The 25,982-nt window shown below is 32.3% G+C and carries 23 protein-coding genes; 17 read left to right on the forward strand and 6 right to left on the reverse strand.

Features of this window, described 5'->3' with window-relative positions:
• The first annotated feature begins 30 nt into the window (after positions 1-30).
• From ACJBCC_RS01905 to ACJBCC_RS01945, 9 genes are all read left to right on the forward strand, one after another.
• A complete protein-coding gene (locus ACJBCC_RS01905; protein WP_407556241.1) occupies positions 31-942 on the forward strand; it encodes a DUF1837 domain-containing protein in 912 nt (303 codons plus the stop codon).
• Positions 909-3,308: a DEAD/DEAH box helicase gene (locus ACJBCC_RS01910; protein WP_407556242.1), complete on the forward strand. Its 2,400-nt coding sequence runs from the start codon at positions 909-911 to the stop codon at positions 3,306-3,308. Before ACJBCC_RS01905 ends, ACJBCC_RS01910 begins: the two co-directional genes overlap by 34 nt.
• Positions 3,309-3,832: 524 nt before the next feature.
• Entirely contained in the window at positions 3,833-4,558 is a 726-nt protein-coding gene (locus ACJBCC_RS01915) for a tRNA-uridine aminocarboxypropyltransferase (RefSeq protein ID WP_407556243.1), read from the forward strand.
• Positions 4,559-4,598: 40 nt separating this feature from the next.
• Positions 4,599-5,114 (forward strand): hypothetical protein, encoded by a 516-nt coding sequence (locus ACJBCC_RS01920; protein ID WP_407556244.1) that lies wholly within the window; start codon positions 4,599-4,601, stop codon positions 5,112-5,114.
• Positions 5,115-5,212: 98 nt separating this feature from the next.
• Positions 5,213-6,415, forward strand: coding sequence for an aspartyl protease family protein (locus tag ACJBCC_RS01925; RefSeq protein WP_407556245.1), 1,203 nt, complete (start codon positions 5,213-5,215; stop codon positions 6,413-6,415).
• A gap of 54 nt (positions 6,416-6,469) precedes the next feature.
• Positions 6,470-6,694, forward strand: a complete 225-nt coding sequence (locus tag ACJBCC_RS01930) for a hypothetical protein (protein WP_407556246.1) — start codon at positions 6,470-6,472, stop codon at positions 6,692-6,694.
• 10 nt (positions 6,695-6,704) lie between these two features.
• The gene (locus ACJBCC_RS01935) at positions 6,705-7,193 is read left to right on the forward strand and encodes an AAA family ATPase (RefSeq protein ID WP_407556247.1); all 489 of its coding nucleotides are present in this window, start codon (positions 6,705-6,707) and stop codon (positions 7,191-7,193) included.
• Between the two features lie 226 nt (positions 7,194-7,419).
• Positions 7,420-8,664: a glycosyltransferase gene (locus tag ACJBCC_RS01940; RefSeq protein WP_407556248.1), complete on the forward strand. Its 1,245-nt coding sequence runs from the start codon at positions 7,420-7,422 to the stop codon at positions 8,662-8,664.
• Positions 8,665-8,674: 10 nt separating this feature from the next.
• Positions 8,675-12,871 (forward strand): phosphodiester glycosidase family protein, encoded by a 4,197-nt coding sequence (locus ACJBCC_RS01945; RefSeq protein WP_407556249.1) that lies wholly within the window; start codon positions 8,675-8,677, stop codon positions 12,869-12,871.
• A gap of 124 nt (positions 12,872-12,995) precedes the next feature.
• Here the strand turns inward: ACJBCC_RS01945 and ACJBCC_RS01950 are convergent, their stop codons facing one another.
• The 4 genes from ACJBCC_RS01950 to ACJBCC_RS01965 form a co-directional block, all read right to left on the reverse strand.
• Positions 12,996-13,901 carry a TIGR01777 family oxidoreductase gene (locus ACJBCC_RS01950; RefSeq protein WP_407556250.1) on the reverse strand — a complete coding sequence of 302 codons (906 nt, stop codon included), beginning with the start codon at positions 13,899-13,901 and terminating at the stop codon, positions 12,996-12,998.
• Between the two features lie 380 nt (positions 13,902-14,281).
• A complete protein-coding gene (gene mnmD, locus ACJBCC_RS01955; RefSeq protein ID WP_299099472.1) occupies positions 14,282-14,962 on the reverse strand; it encodes a tRNA (5-methylaminomethyl-2-thiouridine)(34)-methyltransferase MnmD in 681 nt (226 codons plus the stop codon).
• A 1-nt stretch (position 14,963) separates the two neighbouring features.
• Positions 14,964-15,422 (reverse strand): hypothetical protein, encoded by a 459-nt coding sequence (locus ACJBCC_RS01960; RefSeq protein WP_407556251.1) that lies wholly within the window; start codon positions 15,420-15,422, stop codon positions 14,964-14,966.
• A complete protein-coding gene (locus ACJBCC_RS01965) occupies positions 15,400-15,900 on the reverse strand; it encodes a DUF4920 domain-containing protein (RefSeq protein WP_299099475.1) in 501 nt (166 codons plus the stop codon). The genes ACJBCC_RS01960 and ACJBCC_RS01965 overlap by 23 nt, the downstream gene beginning before the upstream one ends.
• 117 nt (positions 15,901-16,017) lie before the next feature.
• Here ACJBCC_RS01965 and ACJBCC_RS01970 point away from each other — a divergent pair, with 117 nt between their 5' ends.
• The gene (locus ACJBCC_RS01970) at positions 16,018-17,091 is read left to right on the forward strand and encodes a branched-chain amino acid aminotransferase (RefSeq protein ID WP_299099478.1); all 1,074 of its coding nucleotides are present in this window, start codon (positions 16,018-16,020) and stop codon (positions 17,089-17,091) included.
• 55 nt (positions 17,092-17,146) lie between these two features.
• Here the strand turns inward: ACJBCC_RS01970 and ACJBCC_RS01975 are convergent, their stop codons facing one another.
• Entirely contained in the window at positions 17,147-17,533 is a 387-nt protein-coding gene (locus ACJBCC_RS01975) for a nucleoside triphosphate pyrophosphohydrolase family protein (protein WP_157362990.1), read from the reverse strand.
• A 298-nt stretch (positions 17,534-17,831) separates the two neighbouring features.
• A complete protein-coding gene (locus tag ACJBCC_RS01980) occupies positions 17,832-18,485 on the reverse strand; it encodes a YceI family protein (protein WP_299099482.1) in 654 nt (217 codons plus the stop codon).
• A gap of 154 nt (positions 18,486-18,639) precedes the next feature.
• On the opposite strand from ACJBCC_RS01980, the gene ACJBCC_RS01985 reads away from it, so the two are divergent.
• The 7 genes from ACJBCC_RS01985 to ACJBCC_RS02015 all read left to right on the forward strand — a co-directional run bounded on the left by ACJBCC_RS01985 (position 18,640) and on the right by ACJBCC_RS02015 (position 25,887).
• Positions 18,640-19,191 (forward strand): nucleotide exchange factor GrpE, encoded by a 552-nt coding sequence (locus ACJBCC_RS01985; protein ID WP_299099485.1) that lies wholly within the window; start codon positions 18,640-18,642, stop codon positions 19,189-19,191.
• A 49-nt stretch (positions 19,192-19,240) separates the two neighbouring features.
• The gene (gene dnaJ / locus ACJBCC_RS01990; RefSeq protein WP_407556252.1) at positions 19,241-20,362 is read left to right on the forward strand and encodes a molecular chaperone DnaJ; all 1,122 of its coding nucleotides are present in this window, start codon (positions 19,241-19,243) and stop codon (positions 20,360-20,362) included.
• A 330-nt stretch (positions 20,363-20,692) separates the two neighbouring features.
• A complete protein-coding gene (locus tag ACJBCC_RS01995) occupies positions 20,693-21,619 on the forward strand; it encodes an ABC transporter ATP-binding protein (protein ID WP_299099489.1) in 927 nt (308 codons plus the stop codon).
• A 2-nt stretch (positions 21,620-21,621) separates the two neighbouring features.
• A complete protein-coding gene (locus ACJBCC_RS02000) occupies positions 21,622-22,935 on the forward strand; it encodes an ABC transporter permease (RefSeq protein ID WP_299099491.1) in 1,314 nt (437 codons plus the stop codon).
• A 4-nt stretch (positions 22,936-22,939) separates the two neighbouring features.
• Positions 22,940-23,812, forward strand: a complete 873-nt coding sequence (locus ACJBCC_RS02005) for a mechanosensitive ion channel family protein (RefSeq protein ID WP_407556253.1) — start codon at positions 22,940-22,942, stop codon at positions 23,810-23,812.
• 18 nt (positions 23,813-23,830) lie between these two features.
• Positions 23,831-24,721, forward strand: coding sequence for a DUF6268 family outer membrane beta-barrel protein (locus ACJBCC_RS02010; protein ID WP_299099494.1), 891 nt, complete (start codon positions 23,831-23,833; stop codon positions 24,719-24,721).
• A gap of 2 nt (positions 24,722-24,723) precedes the next feature.
• Positions 24,724-25,887, forward strand: a complete 1,164-nt coding sequence (locus tag ACJBCC_RS02015) for a sigma-54 dependent transcriptional regulator (RefSeq protein ID WP_299099496.1) — start codon at positions 24,724-24,726, stop codon at positions 25,885-25,887.
• Positions 25,888-25,982: the final 95 nt, after the last annotated feature.

Here is a 25,982-nt window from a genome sequence, read left to right on the forward strand (position 1 = left end):
CAGTTAACTACAAGCTGAAAAAAAATACCAATGAAACCAAGTCTAAAAGATTTAATAAGTAAGACCATTCTTCTAGAATGTAGTTTACCTGACTTGACAACTAAAATTGACAAAACTTGTGTTACTTCTGCAAATATTCAGGATGACTGCTTTAAATCAGATGATGATTCAGATTTAGCAAAAATAATTTACGAAGGTATTCTTTATTATGCTTATGATGAATTTCAATTAAGTGGTGCTAATCACCAAAAAATGTTTTTAAAAGCATTTAATAATAAGTTTAAATTCAATTATTCTGCTAATGACCTTGCAAAAAGAAAGCTTGGAATTTACGGAGAATCTTTGCTCTATTGCATCTTAAAGCATTTTTATAAAACAGACACCTTAATATCAAGAGGATACTTTTATGACATTCAAAAGAAAACCGAAGTTACTGGCTATGATGCCTTTCATCTAGTCCAAAGAAAAGATGAAATTGAACTTTGGTTTGGCGAAACAAAATTTTATGAAGATTGTAAAAGCGCAATAAATAGCGTTTTTAAGAGTATTGAAAAAGCAATTTCTGATGACTATTTGGTAAATACAAACTTCACTACAATACTTCAGCACAAAGGTAATATAGTTGATAAAACCTCAAAATTATATTCAATATTAAATAAATGGGAAAAATGCATAATAGATTCTCTGGAAGAAGAATTGAATGATAATAACATCAGCTTAATTTATCCAGTACTTGTTACATATAACTCTATTAGCGAAACTTATAGTGATTCAATAAAGTTAGCAGTCGAACATATAAAAGACAAATTCAGTCATATCAGCTTTGATGATATAAGTATTGATTTCTCAATATTCTTTATATTCTTACCTATAGATGATGTTAAAGCGACAAAAGAAACAATAATTAAATGGATAGATACGAAAGAACCCTTAATGTCGTAAAAGCACTAAATTCATTTAATAAGGGAGAATTGGAAGACTACAATCTTCTAAGTAGTGTTTGTGAATATTTTGATTTCATTAAAAACGAAGACCTTGATGATGCTGATAAAAGGTTTCTACTCTACCTATCCAATAAAGCTGGAATACCGCACTATTATGATATTCTGACAAATTTCAATAATGAAAACTCATTAAAAATAGATGATGAAAATATTGGTTTAAGTACAATATCATCTTTGCTTTACGAATCAACTCTTTACACAGATGATAATTCAAAATTACATCAATATCAAAAAGAAATATTAGACCTTTTCGTCTCTAGCAATCAAAATCGATTTTTCCTTTCAGCATCAACTTCATTTGGTAAGACCCATTTAGTATATGAAGTTATTAAAAAAATCAAGTATAAAAATATTGTATTAATATTCCCTAGCATTGCCCTCTTATCAGAAAATCTAGCAAAAATAAAAGAAGGAAAAATCAATTTTCCAATAGACTATGAGATTCATACTTTAAGTGACATTGATAATAAATATGGAGAATATAATATCTTTATTTTTACGCCTGAAAGATTCCTTTCATTCCTTGACAAAAACAATGAAAGTCTTGACCTAGATTTCATATTCGTTGATGAAGTTTACAAAATAGATAATGGATATATTATCGATGATGAGGCACGAGAAAATGAAAGAGATGTAGCCTATAGAATGTCTATTTTTTATGGTCTTTCTAAATTCCCCAATATCGACATATTATTAGCTGGTCCATATATAGAGATTTTAAATGAAAAATCAGATTTCTACAATCCTTCCTTTGATTTGTTTTTGAATGATTTAGGTATAACAAAGCTTCTTAGAAATGAATATGAAATAGTAAAAGTTAGCCAAACTAACATTGAAAATGTTAATACAGAAATAACAGTAGATGGTATAAATTTTAATCTAAAAGGTAAGAATACAAAGAAGAAAAAAATACAAGAACTTTTAGATAGAATATTAATACGTAATGAAAATGCAATAGTTTACTGTAATACGAAAGCCATATCAGAAAAGGTAGCTTCGGAATATGAAAGAAGTAAAATAAACACTGATTACATTGAGGCTTTTCTAAATCACCTTAAAAATAAATATGACAACGATTGGATTGTAATTAAAGCACTAGAAAAAGGTATTGGAGTGCATCACGGAGTTGTCCCTAAATATATTCAGAAAGAAATTGTAAGTCTCTTTAATAATTCAGGTTCTGGTCTTGACATTCTTTGTTCTACAACAACAATTACTGAAGGTGTAAATACTACTGCTAAAAATATGATTGTCTATAAAAGCCTTAAAGGTTTAGGAAAATACGCAAAACCACTAGTTACATTTGATGCTAAAAATATTGCAGGACGAGCTGGTAGGTTTATGGAACATTATACAGGCAGAGTAATTTCATTAGATTCAGAATTTATAAGTAAACTAAATCAACAAGGCGAACCAATAAAACATAAGAATTATGATCCAAGTCAAATAAAAAACGAAATTGACGATGAGATGACACCTAGTCAGTTTTTAGATGATAGAAGTAAGGAAAGACTTGAAGAAGTCCACAAAATGCAAAATGAAAGAGGTATTCCTAATAATATTATTTCGCAATTTAAGGCTATGAGCAAGAGAGATAAGATTATTATTTATGATAAAATAAAACTATTAAACTCAGAAGAACTCAAAAAAATCAAACTTCTTATTGGAAAACTAAACTCACCATCTTTGCGGATTAATAAAGAAGGTATACAAATAATATTAAACCTATGCTTTGAACAAGTACAAAATGAAAATTTGAGAGGATTAATTGAAAACACGTATTTCGATAAGTTTGATAAAAGAGACTATTCAATTCTTATAGTATCATTGAACAGCTATCTAACAAAAGGATTTAAGGGTAATTACGAATATTATTATAATCGTTATTTAGAAGAACAAGAAAAGAAAAAATTATTAAAAGAAAAAAACGGAAAAGAATTTACGATTAATTATAGTCTAATTGTAAATAAAGCAATGAGAGATAGTGCTAGCTTAATATTCAATACGTTTAAATATCAATTAGTAAAATACTTAGGTATATTCAATTTAATGTACAAATACATTGAATCTCAAAGACTAGAAATTACAATTGATGAAGTTTCTGGAATTGACAAATTATTAATTAAGTTAGAATACAATGCATTTAGTGAAGAAGCTAGAATTGCAAGTGATTTTGGTGTTCCTCAAAATATTGTAGATTACTATGACTCTGCCAATGCAATGAACAGAAAAAGGATTTTAGATGAATTTGACTCTTATGAAAGAACTGTTTTTGAAAGAATAAAACGAATAATTGAGGAATAAATCACTCTCTAGCGCTCGTTTTTAAGCAGTAAGATGTTTATTATACTATTTAGTCTAAATTTTCACTCATAACAGGCGAGCACGAGTATTAGTATATCTTAAATCAGAAATTTATTTATGAGATATTTAAAAATAACATTTGTAAGAGTTGTATTAAGTTTTTTTGCTGCAAATATGGTAAGTGCATTAATAGAAACAAATATTGGTAATAGGTCTTTATTTATAATTTTCAAGATTATTTTTATGGGTGTTTTTTATTACGGGCTCATACTTTATGTTAATAACAGAAGATAATATCTAATTTAATCTAAAGTAAAAAACAGTCAAGGATTTTCTATTCGATTTTTATTTGCCATTTTTAATTCTTAAACTACTCAACTGAGCATATGTGCTAAATATGAGTTATCCGCACGAGAATAACAACTAATTCTTTTCGTTATTTGCGAACAACAATAAGCGTATTATTGTATTTTTAAATATAAATAGATGTACTCTAACCGCAGAAAAATAGATAAACCCACAATTTGCAACCAAAAACAAAAGAACCAAGATTAACCTGTTACTACTGCATGAGTCCTAAAAGCACTTGTATTTGTAGTCACATAAATCCTGTTGAAACCCAAACCCGTTTTATTATTTTAATGCATCCAAAGGAGTACAAAAAAGAGAAAAACGGAACAGGCCACATGACGAAGCTTCAGCTTCAAAATTCAGAAATTATAGTTGGCGTCGATTTTACAGCGCATAAGCGCGTTAATGAGATTCTAAACTCGCAAGACAATTGCTTTTTGTTGTATCCAGGTAAAGCGAGTTTCAACTTATCGCTTGGCAGTAGTGCTGATATTAAGTCGAGTTTAGGTAAAAGTCCACACATCTTTATCTTAGATGGTACTTGGCCTTGTGCGCGCAAAATGCTTAAATTGAGTAAGAATTTACAAGCCTTAAAACGCGTGAGTTTTGATAACACTATTACATCAGCATTTATCATTAAACAACAACCAGAACCACTTTGCTTAAGCACTATTGAGTCGGTTTATACGGTTTTAAACTTACTTAAAGAAGGCGGATTAGAAGATTGCGATACTTCTAATTTCTTGTTGCCATTTCAAAAAATGATTGCGCATCAGTTAGATTATATGCGCAACCCAAACCATAAAAACTACAGTTCTCAAGCAACTATTGAGCTTCCAGAAAAAAATCTGTACAAGAAAAACTCGGAGCGAAATACCATTTTTGAGAAAGAATATTAATCTAAGTGAACGTTAAAAGAAACAAACCAAACCCAATACTATGAAATTAAAAAACATCATTTTCGCATTTACATTAAGCCTTTTTGTTGCACAATTAAGTTGGTCTCAAACTTTCGAGGTTCCAGATAATATAAAGTTAGAAGTTGCAGAAGACTATGTAAAACATGAGCCACAAATTGTAGACTGTATTAATTGGTTAGAAAATACACCAATGAGTGAGGAAGCAGATAAAAGGCTTATGGCAAATGCCTATTTAATGAAATGGGCAACTGGCACACCAACTGTTACTATTGCTATGCAATCATTTCAGGTAGATTTAACGACTAAAAATCCTGAGCTTTTAATGGTATTTATAGGTGGCTGGATAAAATATGCTATTGAAAATCCTGATGACAAAGACAATGTTGAAGCTGGTAATATTTCTGGTATTAATAGTCTTATAAAAGTTTATTCTGCCAATAAAGGTAATGGTTTAAAGAAAGATAAGCGTATCGAGAAATTAATAAAAATGGATGCATCTGAGCTACAAAATTGGGTAGCTGAGCAATTAAAATAAAACCCTCAGGCAACCATAACAATAAAATTAGCGTCTAGTAGTATAAAGGGGTAAACCAATGTTTATTCCATTCATTAATCAATCAAAAAACGCTAATTATGAAATTACATCAATTATTTTACGCAGTCCTTATTTTACTAACATTATCTAATTGTGCAGGTTCAAACATTGACAACGTCTTAAAACAAGGCGACGTAGTGCAAGAAAATTTTAAAACAACCATTCCTTTTACATACGTAAATGGTTGGATGGTTTTAGAAGTAGAAATTAGAGATAAAGCTTATAATTTTATTCTAGATACTGGGTCTTCTAATATTGTAACAACAGAATTTGCTGAGGCACTGAATTTAAAAGTGCTTGGTGCTGAAGATATAGAAGATGTCAACGACACTAAAAATTCAACCGAATATGCAACAATTGATAACGTTACAATAGGTAACGTAGATTTTAAAAACACAATTACAGGTATTGCAGACCTCAATAAGATAACAGAAATAAGTTGCACAAAAATACATGGTCTTTTAGGGTCTAACTTAATGCGAAAAGCGGTTTGGGATTTCGATTTTCCTAATCAGACCATTACAATAGCTAATGACGAAAGTAAATTAGACATTCCAACAGAAACTATAGATTCTAAAATGTATATCGGAACAGCAGGAATACCTTCGGTTACCTTAAAAATCAATGGACAAAAAGTACTCAACAATACCATAGATTTTGGAAATGGTGGTACTAATCTGTTAAGAGGCGACTACTTTGTTACGCAACGAGAAGAAGGTTTAATTACAAATTATGTAAAAGGCAGTCAAAAAGCATTCGGTGGATTTGGTCGTTCAGAAGCTAAGCCATTTTATCATACCATGATTAACGAGTTGCAAATTGGTAATCATAAAGTCAATAATTTATTTACCACAGTAAAAAGTGGTTCTGGCAATAATTTAGGATTAGCATTTTTTAAAAATTATAGAGTGATCTTAAACTGGAACAAGAAAAAATTTCGAATGATAGAAGTGACCAAAGCAGGTAATGATACTTATAATTCGTATGGGTTTTCTACATTTTATAATGAAAATGGTGTTGCAATAAATGCAGTAATAGAAACCTCTAGTGCCTCTAAAGTGCTACAACAAGGCGATAAAATATTGAGTATAAACAATACCAATTATGCCAACATAACCGATGAGGAATATTGCAGCTTCTATAGAGATGGTTATGATAACGGTAAAGAAACCTTGGCAATTACCATCTTAAGAAATGATGAAGAATTATCGTTTCAATTATTAAAAACCAAGTTGTTGTAATTAATTATAAAACAGAACAACAACTCTTGTATATTGCAGTAATAAACAATGTCTATGAAACTTAATTTGTTATCCTGCGATGCACAACGACCAGATAAAAGAGCAATTGCAAACTGTATTACTGAAATTTCTTTAACAGGAAATCCGTCTTTATCTAATGAGCTCACAGAAATCCTTTTAGAAGGCGATGCTGTAGATATTGAGGTAAGTGATAAAAATTCGGGTTCGGCTTTAAGAGCCTTACGCAAACTAGATATTGATTACGAAATCATAGACTAAAAGACACAAAATGATTCATCTAATTGTAGGTAATACAGGTTCTGGTAAAACCACGTATGCAAACGAGTTAAAACGAAGAATTAACGGTTTGGTATTTTCTATTGATGTGTGGAATAACGTATTGTTTATGCCAGACAAAAAAGAAACGGATGGTTTAGATTGGTTTTTAGAACGCATAGAACGGTCCGAACGTGTAATGTTAGATTTAATTCATCAATTAGAAGGGTCTAAGACAGACGCTATTTTAGATTTAGGATTGGCTAAAATTGGACACCGCGAAAAGTTTAGAAAATTCGCAGAAATGAATAACTACGAGATAAAACTACATTTTTTAGATGTGCCTAAAGCCAAACGTTTAGAGCGTGTTATGAAACGTAACGAGGAAAAAGGGACTACTTTTGAGTTTGAAGTCACAAAAGAAAACTTCGATTTTATGGAAACTTGGTTTGAAAAACCAACGGAAAAAGAACTGAACGACGCTTTTGTAATTTCAGAATAAAGCGCATTAAAACAAAAAGTTTTAATGCGCTTTAGAGCTCAAAATCCTTGTAATCTATAATTTCTAAATTATCATTTCGTTAAGATAAGCGACCTAAATTATAGTACACATAATTAAATATCACTTAAATTTTTGAAGTCATAAATCTATACATACAGCACTTCAAAACCTTTTAATCTACTTTTCAATTCGCTATATTTAAAGAACTCAAAACTTTAGATAACATATGCGAATAGGAATTATTATAGGAAGAATTGGAGGTGTAGATGGTGTAGCGCTCGAAACCGAAAAATGGATAGATGTATTAAAAAAGCTAGGACATGAAGTCTTTATTATGTCTGGCGAATTTGAATCCTGGGAAATGGATTACGACCACGATTACTTGTATCCTCCATTATCTTTCTTTTCCGTTGAAGCAGAATGGGGACAACGTAAGGCCTTTTTTGAGCCAGACGACGACCCTTATCCTTTATTAGGTCACGTTGAGGATGCTTCAAATAAAATTCATCAAGCAATGGAAGCTTGGGTTTTAGAAAAGCGCATACAAGTATTGCTCTCGGAAAATGCCTCAGCTTTACCTTGCCATTTATCAATGGGAGTTGCCATTAAAAAGTTAATTAAATCTACAGGTTTACCTATTGTAACACACGACCATGATTTTCATTGGGAACGCGGCGAACGTTACGTCTCTGTACATCCAGAAATTAATAAATATGTAGATGATAACTTTCCGTTATTGTTACCAGGCGTAAAGCATGCGGTTATTAATACGTTTGGCGTAGAAACCTTTAAAAATCGTTTTGATATTGATGCCACGTTGGTACCAAATGTTATGGATTTTAATCGTGTGTATGGTGTGCCAACACCAGAAAATGAGTTTTTTCTTAGAGATGTTGGTGTTCTAAAAGATGAAATTGCGCTACTACAAGTGACGCGTATTGTAAGACGAAAAGGGATTGAAACAGCCATTTCTCTAATAGACCAACTAAACGATAAAAAACTAAAATTAGTTATTACTGGTAATAATAATGACGATGAAAATAAGACCTATTATAATGAGTTAATAGACCAAATTCACGATTTAAATTTATCGAGCCAAGTCATATTTGCAGCACATAAGGTTTTAGACCATAAAGATTTATCTGATGTGTATGCACACGGAAGAGCAGCGACTTATTTTAGTACGTATGAAGGCTTTGGTAATGCCTTTGTAGAAACTGTTTTAGCTAAAAAACCAATTTTTGTAAATGATTACCAACCGGTTTATAGTCAAGATATAGGGAACAAAGGTTTTGAAACAGTAATGATTTCAGATGGTAATCTCACGCCAGAAAGTGTGCAGCAAATGTCTGATATTATTTACAACCCAAAACGTTGTATTGAGATTGGAGAATATAATTTCGAAATTGGTAAAAAACACTTTTCGTATGAAGTATTAGAAGAAAAGTTAAGCCAATTATTTACATTTTAAGAATTAAAACATGACGACTGATAAGACAACAACAAAAATTACAACCATATTAAATGAACTTAAAAATGAAAAAATAAATACCTGGTTTGACTTAGGTTTATTTATGGATAAATTTAAAGAGCAGAAAAAAACTTCTGCTTTTAAAGGCAATGTGTCCACTTTCGATTCGCATATTGAAAAAGGAGGTATCGCATTCCTAACCTTTTACTTTACCATTGATGGTATTACAGTTGAAACTGAAAAGTATGCCAAAACCTTCAAAAATATCTATCCTAATATTCCGGTACATTTTATTGCAGGCGAAATAAAAGAGGAAGCAGATGAGTTAATTCCAAAAACGGCCTTCAAAAAAGTAATTCCAGAAATGGAAGCTTTTGATGCTTGGCCTTTGTACGAGGATTTCTTCAAAATAAAAATGGAACGTGGTAGTGAAGCCTACAATAATCTTATTGGTAAGTTTTGGGCTGAGGTATTAGTGCTTGTAGAAAAATTAGGAAGTTATATTGAGGAGCATAACATTTCCATGTTATACCTTATTAATGTCTGTTCTAATCCTGGTAACGTGTCTTTGGCATTAGCAACGGTTTTAATTTCAGAATATTTAGGCATTCCTGTGATTAATAATAATCACGATTTTTATTGGGAAGGTGGTAATAGAGACGTTGAAATTAAAAAGAAAGGTCTTAAAAAAGGGCCAAGAGATTTCTTTTTTCACAATGCACATGTTGGCGAATTTTTCTCAATTATAGAAACCATTTATCCATGGGAAAGTCGCTCTTGGATGAACGTGAATATCAACAGAATTCAGCAAGACCATTTAATCAATGTTAATGGTCATAATCCGGCAAACGTAGCCTTATTAGGTACAGCAGTAGATACCAAATTGCATGCCATGAGTAAGCGCGATATTATTAAAGCGTTTATGCAAGTCTCTACTATTTTTGCCAATAAAAAGGAGACAATTACAGTACATACAGCGGCACATCATACCGAAAGTAAAAGGTCTTTAAAGCCTATTTTATTAGGTCATAAAACCATTAAAAAATTCGATTTTGTAAACAATAACATCGTCTTTTTACAACCTACACGTGTCATTAGTAGAAAGTCTATTGAGTTGAATTTTAAACTCATTAAACGTTTGTTTTCTTATGATTCTTTTGCTGAAAAATTCATTACTAATCCACAATTAAAGTTGTCCTTAATTGTTTCAGGACCAATTCCGCATGGTCAGCAAAACTATTATCACGACTTAAAAAAGGATTTCAAAAAATTCTTAAAAGACCTTCCTAAAGAATTTAAATCGCGAGTGTTACTTGGGTTTCTATTTAGTGAATTCGATAAAAATGATTTTAAAAAGAAGCATAAAAAGCCATTAGACATCAAACAACTTTTTGATGTGGCTTCACTTATTTTATTACCAAGTCAAACCGAAGGACGCGGTTTACCGATAATAGAAGCTGCAGCTTGCGGAACACCAATTTTCTGTAGACAATATGAGCCAAGAGAAGTATATGATGAGGTCATTGGTAGACATTTAGATGAGTCGCTTCGTCTTAATGTTTTAGAATTTAAAGGGTCTAAAGTACCAAAGAAATTGGCAGAGCGTATTTGCGACCACGTGTTTTATCCACAGAACAGAATGGTAGATGTAACCCATAATAGAAGCGTTATTAAAAAGCGATATAGCCTAGAAGCGTTAGAGAAAAACATACGTTATATTTTACAACGTATGTATTACCAATTGGTATCGGTGTCTATTGAAGATAATCCGCAAGTGATTAATTTATTGAAACAATATAAAGCCTCAGTAGATTTTGAAAATGATGACCTTAATGCCATTCTTAATAAAAAAACAAGACATTATTTACCTGGTTATGGTCGTTTGTCTTTTATGCATTATTTAAAATCACTGATAGACCCAAGTTTCTTTAGAGTTGAAGAACAATTGGTAAAAGGTCGTGTGATGCGTTATGCCAGAACCATGGAGAATGACATTCCAGATTTGGTAAATACCAATCTTGAAGTGATTCATAAATATTACAATGCTATTGATGATATTTTTAAATACGTAGATGGCGAAATTTCTATTCGTCACGACCATGCTTTGGCCTATCGTCATAGAAATAAGAAGTCTTATGCATATCAGGCCTTTACGCTTCAAGAAATTACAGGTTTGGTAAATATGATTTATACAGATGTTTTTAAACCAGAACATTTACCAGATTTAACCTTGGCACCACAGTTTTTTGCCGATTGGGAATTAGCCCTTTTTCAATTAACCAATAGTAAATATTTAGGTATTGATGACCGTAAAATTTTAACCAAGAATTTAAAAAAGAATGTGCCTAAAGGGTATTTTCCTGGTCGTTATATTAAGCATGAATTAGAGTATTTTGTACTACAACCAATTCGTGCACAATTAAATTTAACCATACAGCAAGAGTTAACATCAGAAATACTGGATGCCAATGTAGATAAGTTAGAAAAAGTTTACATTTTTATTCACGAAGCTAGAATTACAAAATGGTTCTCTAGTGCAGATATTAAAGACTATTTAGAAAGCGGAAAAGAGCCAGAATTAGGCTTGTTGTATAAAGCAGGTGTTGTTCGTATAATTGAAACCAAACAATGGTCAGAAGGTGTGCATTTTCCACAAATGGGACCAAAAGCCATCAAGATTTTACGAGATATTAAAGAGGCGAATGGCTTCTTAATTACCAATGGAGAATCGGCTGCAATGATGACTGATATTATTGAAATTGACCATTTTCATATCGGAAAAGTGCTGTATGGCATGACGGCTAAAATCATGGGAATTCCTAAAGGTAGTGGCTTCATTCAGTTTGTACCAGCAGGTGTGCGTACAACCTTAGCGTATCCTACACCAATACAAACCGCAAAAGATTTTGATGATGTACTTAAAAGTGATTTATATCAAGATTTAAAAGACACCTTAAGCGAAAAGGAATTGTTGAGTATCGTCACTAAAGATGCAATTGAAAACGGTACACCAATTGAAAAATTATTACTTCAAATAAAAGAAGACTTAAAATTATCTAAAACCGTTGAGAAAGTAAAATCATCGTATGCAGGAGGCGTGTATGAAGATGGTTTGCCTTGGAGTGGTGTTTTGGCAGAAATAGATACTAAAAAACACCATTGGAAGTTCGCGGCACATATTGCTAATAAAGAACCAAAAAATGTACCAGCACTTGTAAAAGAGTACAAGAAGAAAAGCAAAAACCCAAATAAAATTGAATTGGCTTGGAATGGTGGTTATATTTTAAATCCGGAATTGGTTGGTAAACTCGGACTACCAGAAACCTACATTGGTTCGCCTTTAGGTTTGCTAATTATGGATAACAAAGTGTTTTGTCCACCACTTTTTAATAAGCCTGCTTTTATCATTTATAAAAATGGCGATGTAGATATTAGAAAAGTGAATAGTAAAGCGGGTTTAACCGTTAAAGGAAAAGAAAAAGACTTAACATTTACGGGTGCTCATTACAATACACATAGCGAAACAGAACCTTGTTTTTACGATTTATCATTTACTGAAGAAACCTACAAAGGCAACGGAAATGTAATTGTTAGAACTGCAGGCAATACGGTAAAAGAAATTATAAAAACAAAGCCTAAAGAAGATGTAAAAGTGATTCCTGTTGGAATTACATTATCTATTCCTGAAGTTTTATTTTCAGAAACTATGTTTGAAGAAGGTAAGCCGTTATCAATTCAATTATTAGAACCAGAAGAAAATCCTTATAAATGGGATGAGATTTCTTATGCCATTGAAGCAGGACCAATGTTAATAGATGGAGGCCAACAAATTCTAAACATGGAAGACGAAGGTTGGAAAACCACCAATTCTATTAAAACACAAGCAGCACGTTTGGATTTTACAGATATGAGAGGTCCAAAAATTGCGGTTGGTATTACCAAAGAAGGTAAATTAATGGTGTTGATGGTAAACGGTCGTATTAGAGAATCTGTAGGTGCTGCGCATTTTGACATGGTAGATATTCTATTAAAATACGGAATGGATAAAGCAATGGGCTTTGACCCAGGAGGAAGTAGTACTTTGGTTGTAGATGGAAATATTATGAATATTTCGCCATACAATAAAAATTACGAAAAAGACATTTATGCTTTACCACCAGAACCTAGATTTGTAGCCAATGCTATTATGGGTTGGATTGAAGACTAACATGAAATACTAATTATAAAAAAGAGGCAAATAGTGATATTTGCCTCTTTTTATTTATCAATTTCTGTCAACTGTCAACTGTCAACTGTCAACTGTCAACTGTCAACTGTCAACTGTCAACCATCTATCCCAACAAATCCTCTAAAGCAGGTTTCAAATTCACATACTGAAAATTAAAACCTTCATTTTCTACTTTTTGAGAACTGACACGTTGACTTTCGAATAAAAGAATGTGCATTTCGCCCAAAACTAATTTCATAGCGAATTTTGGAATATTAGGTAAAATCAACGGACGATGTAACACTTTAGCAGCAAGTTTAGTCAGTTCCTTATTAGTAACCGCATTAGGCGCGACACCATTATAAATACCTTCTAAATTTTGTTGTACCGCAAAGACAAAGAGTGACGCTAAGTCTTTAACATGAATCCAGCTTTGCCATTGTTTTCCACTACCAAAAGCAGCACCAGCACCAAACTTTATGGGTTTTACAATTTCTGGTAAAGCACCACCATCTTTGGCTAAGACTAAACCGATTCTTATTTTGGCAACCTTACAACCTAAAGTATTAAATCCATCGACTGCAGCTTCCCATTCCTTAACCACTTTTCCTAAAAACGTATCTGAAATTTCGGTAGTTGTTTCCTCGTAATAATTAACCAAACTTGTTGGATAAATGCCAATAGCACTGGCAGAAACCACGTGGTTAATTTTATAATTATGTGTTTTTATGGTGTCTTGAAGCAGCTTTGCAGTTTTCGTTCTGCTTTCTAAGATTTGTTTTTTGTAATCCTCTGTCCAACGTTTAGAAATAGAAGCACCAACCATATTTATGATGGCAGAAACACCTTCAAAACATTTGTGGTCTATTTCGTTTTTATTGGGATTCCAATAGAAACCTTTGTAATTGTCTGTTGTACTAAGTTTTGATTTTGAAGTCGTTAAGTAATGTACATCAATGCCTTCAGCATGACATTTTTTTACAATTTCTTGTCCTATTAATCCTGTTGCACCTGTTATTAAAACGGTCATTTTCTTTTTTATGTAAAGATACGAAAGGTGTAAAGGTTCTGTAAGTGTTTTAGTTAGGATTTAACGTTTGAAATATTAATGCATACGTTTCCGTCAGTTCGAGTGATTTTGAAGTACGAAAAAATTGTATCGAGAACCTTGTTAATAGAATAGCTTCTCGATACAAATTCCTAAAAAGGGAATTTTACTCGAAGTGACGATAAGGTTAATTTATGTTTATACAAATATTGCTGAATGCTATTCACTCTTTTTTGTTGCTCTCAACATTTAATTTACTATTCGTTCATTGAATGTTTCATTGCTTTTAACATTTAGCTCGCTATTTGCTCACTGAATGTTTCGTTGCTCTCAACATTTAGCTCATTGCATGTCGCTGAATGTTACGAGCCCTTTTTTTGGGCTCGTAACATTTCACGTTTTCCAGGAGGTCCAGGTAAGCGCTCAACAATAAAACCAACAGCTTGCATAGCACGTCTTACACTTCCTTTAGCAGAATACGTTACTAAAACACCATTGTCTTGTAAGGCGTTATACATTATTTTAAAAATATCTTCGGTCCATAAATCGGGTTGAACGCGAGCACCAAAAGCATCAAAATAAATGATGTTGTAAGCATTGACAGCTGTGATATCTTTGAAGAATTTTTCCTGTTTTTCTAATTTAAAATCTGGAGTGATATCGTGTGTTGTTTCCCAAGACGTACTGTGTAATTTATTAAAAACGGCTTCGTGAGGTTTAGAAATTAATTCCACATAATTAAGCTGGTTAATTTCTTCAAGCTGAACAGGATAGGCTTCAACACCAGTATAATTGAGTTTTAACTTCAATTTTTCGGCTTCAATCAAGGTTAAAAACGCATTGAGACCTGTGCCGAAACCAATTTCTAAAATGGAAATGGGTTTAGATTCTGAAACAAATTCAGAATAAAAAAGCAAACCATGTTTTAAAAATACGTGGTTTGCTTCTTGTATGGCACCATGAATGGAATGGTATTGCTCGTTCCAATCTTCTATTTGAATGGTTTTAGAACCATCTGAGGTGGTAATTATTTTTCGTTTCAATTTATTGAATCAATAGTTTTTTAATCTTTGGAATTGGTCCTGTACATTCTGTTTTATAGCAACCTAAACAATTATTAATTGATGCATTGTAACGTTCTTTTAAATCTACGTTAGAGATGGTATCTATAATGGTTTGTTGCGACTCAATAAATACATTTACAAAACTATTCCAAGCAGCTGTTCTGCCTTTTTTATCAGTCATTTCTGCCGAGTGTAATTTAGCTAAATCCAAAGGCAAATGCGTTGGTGTTTCGCCAGCTATAATTTGTGCTTTTAACTGTTGGTTATAAGCATACATGGCATTCATGAAATTCGCCATTTCAGAAGGTTGATACATATCGTATTCAACCACTTTCTTAGTAGTTGATTCAGCTACTTTTTCCTCGTTTTTACAATTTATTAAGAGTAGAAATGAAAATAAAAATAAACTGAGATATTTATTGTTGTAATAAAACGCCATCTGCTTCAAAACGGTATTCAAACTTAGGTTCTGTTATTTTATTTACTTCTTCTTCAGATTTTCCAGCATCTTCTGCGTAATGTCTTAATTCATCAACAGAAGTTTCAGATACAAAAGCTTTACCGTGAATTACAACTTCGCCTTCAGCATTTAAAGGCATAAAAAAACCGTAATCTTTAAATTTCACCATGACTTCTTCTGAACCAGCATCAATAGTCATCCAACACCCTTTTTTAGAACAAACTTCAATTATTTCCCCTTTCATTTTAGAATTAATAGTGTCGCCAACTTTTAAACCTTTGTAATGTTCCATCATTCGCTCAGGAGAAAGTGCATCATTATCTGTGATTTCTTTACCAAAAGATGCGTAGGCAATTTCTTTAGTAGCTTCTTCGCTAGTGTCAACCTCAGTTTTAGTTTCGTTTTTGCATGAAAACAGGGCGAAACAAATTGCGGATAGTAAAATTATTTTTTTCATTATTGATAGATTTTTTATTGAATAATTATCGATTTGTAAATTTAAACAATTTTAAGGAATATTACTTTTTTTTAACGCTGTCGATTATGTATTTTTGTTGCTAAACATCATTTAATTATGGCTATTCAGACACAGAATATTAGCATTGAAAAATCTGAAACTACAAAGATTAATAGTGTAGATTTTAGTAAACTAGATTTTGGAAAAGTTTTTACTGACCATATGTTTGTCTGTGATTACGAAAATGGCGAATGGCAAGCACCTAAAATTATGCCCTACCAAGCGATGACTTTTGAGCCGTCTGCTCGGGTTTTTCATTATGGTCAAGCTGTTTTTGAAGGTATGAAAGCTTATAAGGATAATGATGGAAAAGTTTTTCTTTTTAGACCAAAGCAGAATTTTGATAGAATAAATAAATCATCAGAACGTTTGGCCATGCCTGCTTTTCCTGAAAATTATTTTTTTGAAGGTTTAGAAGCCTTATTAAAATTAGATAATGATTGGATTAAACCAGGAATTGGTAACTCGTTATATATACGCCCTTTTGTAATTGCAACCGAACCAGCTATTTCGGCTTCACCTGCAAATACTTATCGTTTTATGATTATCTGTTCACCAGCACAATCGTATTATAACTCACCAGTACGTGTATTGGTTGCAGAGCAATTTAGTAGATCTGCAAATGGAGGTGTTGGTGCTGCAAAAGCGGCTGGAAACTATGCTGCACAATTTTATCCTACAAGTTTAGCGCAGAAGGAAGGGTTTCAGCAAATAATCTGGACAGATGCTGATACGCATTCATATCTTGAAGAAGCAGGAACAATGAATGTGTTTTTTAGAGTGAATGACAAGTTGATTACCGCACCAGTTAGTGATCGTATTTTAGATGGTATTACACGTAAGAGTATTATTCAATTAGCTGAAGATTTAGGAATTACCTGCGAAGTAAGACAAGTAAAAGTTGATGAAATTAAGCAAGCAGCAAAAGCTGGCAGTCTTAAAGAAGTATTTGGAGCAGGTACAGCAGCTGTAATCAGTGAGATTTCTGCATTTCAGCATAATGAGGAATTATTTGAAATTTCTGGTGTTGGAGCAGAGGATTCTTATGCTAAATTGTTTAAACAAACTTTATTGAATATACAGTATAATGTATCTGAAGATAAACATGGGTGGAGACGTGAAGTTAAATAATACGCTCTTTAGATATATACTTACATAAAAAAAAGCAGCCAAATGGCTGCTTTTTCTATGATTCTAAAATCTCTTTTATGTTGGGTTTAAAATAGTTTGGGCCTTTTAAAACTTTGCCATCTTCTCGGTAAATTGGTTCACCATCAGCGCCTAATTTACTCATATTACTGCGTTGTATTTCTTCAAAAACTTCTTCTATTTTGTGCTGCATACCATGTTCTATAATAGTACCACATAAAATATAAAGCATATCGCCTAATGCATCAGCGACTTCAACCAAGTCATTGGATTTTGCTGCTTCTAGATATTCTTCGTTTTCCTCTCGCATAAGTTCATAACGCAATAAGTTTTTGTCTAGACCAAGGTCTGCTTTTGGAGTTTCGCGATGTCCTATCTTAAAAGCTGTATGAAAAGCTTTAACTGCATTAATTTTGTCTTGCATAGTTGTTGGTTTAATTCCTATTTTTGCATAAAAATAAGAAGATGTTTAGTACTGGTCAATTGATTTTTGGAATATTATTTTTTATAGCTTTCGTAATTATTGTAGGTTACCAGTATCGTAAAGATCTTAAACTACATAGAAAATATTATAAAGGTACTATTTGGATTCTACTTGCCTTTATAGGTTTTATTGGTATGATCGCTGCTATTAAGTTTATATTTATGTAAGTTAAATATTAACAAAAAAAAAGCAGCCATTTAATGACTGCTCTCTCTTTACAACATAAATATAATTATGCTTAAGCTTTTGTTGCCGTTAAGGTAACCTTCATTTCAATATCATCATTAATAAATTTATCTCCTAAATTATCAAAGAATGATTTTGAACCATACTCAACATTCCACTTAGAACGGTCAATAGTAAAGGTTTCACTAGTTAGAGCAATCATATCATCTTTAATTTCTGTAGTTACAGGGAAACTGATATTATTTGTAGCTTCTTTTATCATTAAATTTCCCGAAAGCATGGTTTTGCCTTCTACAGTTTCAATACCTGTAATTTCAAATTTAGCTGTTGGGTGTTTTTCAACGTTAAAAAAGTCAGCATTTTTTAAATGACCAACAAGTTTAGCGTTACCTTCTTCTTCAGCAGGAATATCACTAACAACAATACTATTCATATCAATTGTAAAACTTCCACTTTCAATAGTTTCACCGTTAATATCTATAGTACCTTCAGATATTGCAATCGTTCCAAAGTGAGAACCGGTTGGCTTAAAACCTTTCCAGCTAATACTAGATTCTTCAGTGTTTACGTTATAGGTTGTAGCTGAGACTTCAGCAACGGCAGCTTCTTCAGCCTTCGTTGTTTCAGCTTCTTTAGCTTTGTCTCCACAGCTTACAAATGTTATTATAGTAATTAATGTAAAAATTTTAAAAAATTGGCTTTTCATATCAATGTTTTTTTATGAGTTAGTTAATGTTAAACAAAGGTAGGTAATAGTAAGGTGAAATTATGATAAAAAAATGTTAATGACATTTTGACATTTTTATAATAATGGCAGTACTTTTGCCAATTCTAAATCAAAGATTTAAATAGAACTCAAAATGAGTAAAAAAGATAAGAATACAAAAGTAGAAGAACCACAAGTTGAGGATCAGGCTACAACAACAGCAGAGGCTGATGCAGAAATTCAAGAAAAACGTTCTCCAGAGGAGCAATTGCAAGATCAATTGGTTGCAGAGAAGGATAAATTTATGCGATTGTTTGCTGAATTTGAAAACTACAAAAAGCGTACAACAAAAGAGCGCATAGAATTGTTTAAAACTGCTAGTCAGGATGTAATGGTTTCTATGTTACCTGTTTTAGACGACTTTGAGCGTGCATTGATGCATATTGAAGACGATAAAGAGGCAGAAGAGCTAAGAAAAGGTGTTTTATTGATATACAATAAATTGGTAAACACTTTAGAACAGAAGGGACTCTCTAAAATAGCAGTGAACAAAGGTGATACATTTAACGCTGATGATCATGAAGCAATTACGCAAATCCCAGCACCATCAGACGATTTAAAAGGAAAAATTATTGATGTTGTAGAACACGGTTACAAATTGGGAGATAAAGTAATTCGTTTTCCTAAAGTCGTTATAGGGCAATAAAATCTATAATACGAGTTCCAAATATTTGTGAAACGAAGAAATTAAGTTGATGAAAGAAGATTATTACGAAGTATTAGGCATAAGTAAAGGTGCAACAGCAGGAGAGATAAAAAAGGCGTATCGTAAGATGGCTTTAAAATATCATCCAGATAAAAATCCTGATGATAGCAGTGCTGAAGAAAAATTTAAGAAAGCAGCCGAAGCTTACGAAGTTTTAAGTGATGCTGACAAAAAAGCACGTTATGATCAATTTGGTCACCAAGCCTTTGACGGTAATGGTGGAGGTGGCTTCGGTGGAGGCGGAATGAATATGGATGACATCTTTAGTCAATTCGGAGATATTTTCGGAGGTGGCTTTGGAGGAGGTGGATTCAGTGGCTTCGGTGGAGGCGGTAGACAACGTGTTGTTAAAGGAAGTAATTTGCGTATTCGTGTTACTTTATCTTTAGAAGATATTGCTAATGGCGTAGAAAAGAAAATAAAAGTAAAACGTAAAATACAAGCGCCAGATACAACTTATAAAACGTGTGAAACTTGTAATGGGACTGGTCAAGTGACTAGAGTTACCAATACTATTTTGGGTCGTATGCAAACTTCTGCAGCTTGTCCTACATGTGGTGGAGCCGGTCAGTCTATTGATAAAAAACCTTCAGATGCAGATGCACAAGGGTTAAAAGTATCAGAAGAAACAGTTACTGTTAAAATACCAACAGGTGTCGTTGATGGTATGCAATTAAAAGTTACAGGAAAAGGTAACGACGCACCAGGTAATGGTATTGCCGGAGATTTATTGGTTGCTATACAAGAAGAAGAGCATGCGACATTAAAACGCGAAGGCGATAATTTACATTACGATATGTATGTGAGTTTACCAGATGCTGTATTAGGAAATTCTAAAGAAATAGATACTGTTACTGGTAAAGTAAGAATAAAAATAGAACCAGGTGTTCAGTCTGGTAAAATCTTAAGATTAAGAGGTAAAGGAATACCAAGTATTAATGGTTACGGAAAAGGTGATTTGTTAGTGCATGTAAACGTCTGGACACCAAAGACTTTAAGTAAAAAACAAAAAGCATTTTTTGAAAGCATGAGAGAAGATGAGCATTTTGAGCCTAAACCAGAAAGCTCGGATAAATCTTTTTTTGAAAAAGTAAAAGATATGTTTTCATAATAGGCTTCTTTTTAAGAAAAAATACTATATTTGAATTATCGCTAATAATAATTGGCGATAATTTTTCTTTTTCATAGCAATTTTTTCCCATCCTTGTCTAACCATAAGGGTGGGTTTTGTTTTTGTAGTCGTTACTATAAATATCAATAATTTATGCTTCGGTTCGTTAGATTTAGTGTATATTCTTCATAATACAATTATCAGAACTAATTATTTTTTAGACCTATTTTTGATTAATTAAATTTAATACAAATTGTATGGTATAATTATTCAATATCTATTACATTTAATATCTTTACGTAATAACCAAACCCTAAAATTTAGTTTTGTATGAATGACTTGTTAGTTGCTAATTCCGTTTCTAAAAATTTCGGAAAGTTTAAAGCACTAAATGAAGTATCTATTGCTGTGCCAAAAGGTAGCATATTTGGATTACTTGGTCCAAACGGAGCAGGTAAAACCACGTTAATAAGAATTATTAACCAAATAACAATGCCAGATCAAGGTACTGTTCTTTTAGATGGTCAGCCATTAAAACCAGAACATATTAGAGATATTGGTTACCTGCCAGAGGAGCGAGGCTTGTACAAGTCTATGAAAGTTGGTGAACAATGTCTGTATTTGGCACAATTGAAAGGGTTGAGTAAGACTGAGGCTAAAAAGCGATTAAAGTATTGGTTCGAAAAATTAGAAATTGGAGATTGGTGGAACAAAAAAATACAAGAACTAAGTAAAGGGCAAGCTCAAAAAATTCAGTTTGTTGTTACTGTATTGCATCAACCAAAATTATTGATTTTTGATGAACCGTTTTCTGGTTTTGATCCTATTAATGCAAATCTGATTAAGGACGAAATTTTACAATTAAGAGAGGAAGGTGCAACAGTCATCTTTTCTACACATAGAATGGAGTCTGTGGAAGAATTATGTGACCATATTGCATTAATACATAAATCTAACAAAATTTTAGACGGAAAGTTAAATGACATTAAACGTCAAAATAAGACAAATACTTTTGAGGTAGGTTTAGAGTCATTAGATAAGGATAGAGTTTTTGCTGAAATTCAGGATAAATTTGAAGTGCTTCCGGCAACATTTAGAAATTTAAATGATGATATTAAATTAAATATTAAGTTAGGAGAACACAATTCTCCCAACGATTTACTTTCATTTTTAACATCTAGAGCACAAGTGCATCACTTTGTAGAAGTTATACCTTCTGCTAGTGATATTTTTATTCAAACAATAAAAAATAATTAAGGATGAATCACTTACCATTAATTATAAAACGTGAATATTTCACAAAGGTGAAGAATAAATCATTTGTGATTATGACTTTTTTAAGTCCGCTTATAATGATTGCTCTAATTGCCGTAGTCGCTTATTTATCTCAATTAAATAATGATAAGCAACGAACCATTTCTATTTTAGATGAAACGGGTTATTTAAAAGATGTTTTTCAAAATACGGATAACACTACATATACAAAGTTAAATGGTCTTGAATTGGAAGACGCATTGATTCTAGTAAAGGAAAAGGAGGATTATGGCTTGCTACACATTGCAAAAGTAGATTCTTTAAGTGTATTTGCGGATAATGTAAAATTCTATTCAGAAGATTCACCTTCCCTTAGTATTATGTCTGGACTGGAGCAAAAAATAGAAAAACGATTACGAGAAATGAAGCTTCAAAAAGATGGCGTTTCAATAGCACAAATTGAAGCCTCTAAAACTAATATAGAAATACAGCAAGAGAGTTTTGAAGGTGAAAAAAGTTCTAAAATAGATAATGTTGTAAAATTAGCATTTGGTGGCGCTGCAGGTTACTTGTTATTTATGTTTATTATCATTTATGGTAATATGATAATGCGCAGTGTAATTGAAGAAAAAACAAGTAGAATTATAGAGGTTATTATTTCGTCTGTAAAACCCATTCAGCTTATGATGGGTAAAATAATTGGTACATCTTTGGCAGGTGTTACTCAATTTGTAATTTGGGTAATCTTGGGAGGTGTTTTAATGGTTGTTGTATCAACGATTTTTGGAATTGATTTAACGCAGGTGCAAACACCACAGCAAGAAATGATGAACCAAGCGATACAAGCTGAAGGAGCGCAAGCGATGGCTGAGAATTTAATAGTTGCTATAGGTAATTTGCCAATGACCAACTTAATAATTGCATTTATGTTTTTCTTCATTGGTGGTTATTTACTTTATAGCTCGCTATATGCAGCTATTGGTGCAGCAGTGGATAATGAAACAGATACGCAACAATTTATGCTGCCTATTTTAATGCCACTAATTTTAGCCGTTTACGTTGGTGTTTTTACAGTTATTGAAGATCCACATGGAACAGTATCAACTGTGTTTTCATTTATTCCATTAACATCACCTGTTGTTATGTTAATGCGTATTCCGTTTGGTGTACCGCTTTGGCAACAAGGATTATCGTTATTATTATTAATAGGTACATTCATTTTGGCAGTATGGTTTGCCGCAAAAATTTATAGAGTTGGCATTTTGATGTATGGAAAAAAGCCAACCTATAAGGAATTATTTAAATGGTTGAAATATTAACTTAATGATTCAAAACTTAACTGAAATAGAAGAAAAGATAACTGAGAGTACCATTTGGGAAAAAACCAAGGAATTCTTAGGCTTACATATGGATATCGGTAATGATATCAGTATTTCTATTTTGGATGTAATCATTATTGTCACTGCAATTTTTTTAACTACTATAGTTTTAAGGGTAGTTTTAAAAATCATTACCAGAAAATTACCTAACGAAGATAAGGGCAAATTTAACGTGGTATATGGCTATTTTAGATGGGTAGTTTATCTTGTTATCTTTTTAATAACACTTAATAGTGTGGGCGTCAATGTTACAGCTGTTTTTGCTGCTTCAGCGGCTTTACTTATAGGTATTGGTTTAGCGTTACAAACGTTGTTTAAGGATATTATTTCTGGTGTTTTTATTTTAATAGATCAAACTGTACATGTAGGCGATATTATTGAAATTGAGGGTAAAGTAGGTAGAGTAGAGGAAATAAAATTAAGAACTACTAGAGCTGTTACTATAGATAATAAAGTATTGGTAATTCCCAATCACTTGTATCTAGAGAATAGTCTTTATAATTGGACACAAAACGGCTCTACTACAAGAGAAAATGTGGAAGTTGGTGTAGCTTACGGAAGCGATGTACAATTGGTTAGAAAATTACTTCTGCAAGCCGCAAGTACAAATGATGATGTGTTATCTATGCCTGAACCAAACGTGGTTTTCACAAATTTTGGAGACAGTGCTTTAGAATTTAAATTGGTTTTTACATTATCGGATAGCTTCAAGGCACAATTTCCTAAAAGCGAAATACGTTTTGAAATTGATCGACTGTTTAGAGAAAATAATATTTCCATACCATTTCCACAGCGCGATATACACATTATTAAATAAGAAAAATAGAAAGATTAAATGAATTTACGCTTATCAAAATGTTATACTTTACTCGTCATATTATGTTTTGGCTGTTTGCAACTTGCGCAAGCACAATTAACAGATTTGGCGCGTTTAGAATATTCATTTATTCCTAGCAGTAAATCAGAAGATCAATATACTCGTTTAAAAGCTTCGTTTAATTACCCTATTAAAATTAAAGAAAAAAACTATCTCATTGTTGGAGCAGAATATAATAGAATGATACTTAATCTTGAAGAAGATTATCCTTTTAATATTAAACAATTAGAGAAATTACATGTAATTGATTTTAGCTTAGGTTATACGTTTAAAACTAGCGAACATTGGCGATTGGGATTAAAAGTTACACCAAGAATTGCATCTACGCTAACAACTGATCTTACCTCGAATGACCTCTTTTTAAATGGTGGTGTTTTTGCAATTAAGGACAGAACTGATTCTGAAGATTTAAAAAGACCTTACCGATTAATTTTAGGACTTACTTATAATTCTACAGCAGGTATTCCGTTTCCGTTGCCATTTGTGAGTTATTATAGACGTGTCAATGAAAAATGGTCTTTTAGCCTTGGTGTACCAAAGTCTAACGTAAAATATTTCTTTAACGAAAAAAGCCACTTGCAAACTTTTGCAGGTCTGGATGGTTATTTTGCAAATATTCAAAATCCTATAGCTGTAAATCAGAAGGTTGCTGATAATATTTCACTTTCAGTTGCCATTGGAGGACTTGGGTATGAATATTGTTTTACAAAACATTTAATAGCATACTCTTATGTCGGTTATACCTTTTTATTGAGTAATCATTTGAGAGATGATGATAGAAAAGATGTCTATAAACTAAATGACTTGAATGCCTTCTATTTTAGAAGTGGATTAAAATTTAAATTATAATTATGCCAAAAATATTAATAATAGAAGACGAAGCTGCAATTAGAAGAGTACTAGTTAAAATACTCTCTGAAGAAAATGATACCTACCAAGTAGAGGAGGCAGAAGACGGTTTAGCAGGTATCGAAAAGATTAAAAAAGAGGATTATGATTTAGTGCTTTGCGATATTAAAATGCCAAAAATGGATGGTGTGGAAGTTTTAGAAGCCGTAAAGAAAATTAAACCAGAAACACCAATGGTTATGATTTCTGGACATGGTGATTTAGATACAGCCGTGAACACTATGCGCTTAGGTGCCTTTGATTATATCTCAAAGCCACCAGATTTAAATAGGTTATTAAATACTGTTAGAATCGCTTTAGACCGCAAAGAATTAGTTGTAGAGAATAAAATGCTGAAGAAAAAAGTCAGTAAAAACTACGAAATGATTGGTAAAAGCGATGGTATTGCGCGTATCAAAGATATGATTGATAAAGTAGCACCAACTGATGCTCGTGTTTTAGTCACAGGTCCAAACGGTACAGGGAAAGAGCTCGTAGCACATTGGTTACATCAAAAAAGTGATCGTTCTAAAGGCCCTATGATTGAAGTTAACTGTGCAGCAATACCAAGTGAATTAATTGAAAGTGAATTATTCGGTCACGTCAAAGGTGCGTTTACTTCTGCAGCTAAAGATAGAGCCGGTAAATTTGAAGCTGCAAATGGCGGAACCATATTCTTAGATGAAATAGGAGATATGAGTCTATCTGCTCAAGCTAAGGTTCTGAGAGCATTACAAGAGAGTCGTATTCAGCGTGTTGGTAGTGATAAGGATATTAAAGTGAATGTTAGAGTTGTAGCAGCTACAAATAAAAATCTTAAAAAGGAGATTGCCGATGGAAAGTTTAGGGAAGATTTATACCATAGGTTAGCAGTGATCTTAATTGAAGTGCCAGCATTAAACGATAGACGCGAAGATATTCCTCTTTTAATTAATTATTTCGCGGATAAGATTTCTGGCGAACAAGGCAATGCTAAAAAGTCATTCTCAGCAAAAGCGATTAAATTACTTCAAAATTATGATTGGACAGGTAACATACGAGAATTAAGAAATGTTGTTGAACGTTTAATAATTCTGGGTGAAAAAGAAGTCAGTGAAAGTGATGTGAAAGCTTTTGCTTCAAAATAAGGTGTAATTTTTCGGATTAGTAACTTTTTTTAAATAGCAGTGTCTTAAAGAAATAGCTGTAAATATCGGATGAAATACATTTTTATCCGATAAAA

The organism is Winogradskyella sp. 4-2091 (assembly GCF_045765065.1).
Lineage (GTDB): Bacteria > Bacteroidota > Bacteroidia > Flavobacteriales > Flavobacteriaceae > Winogradskyella.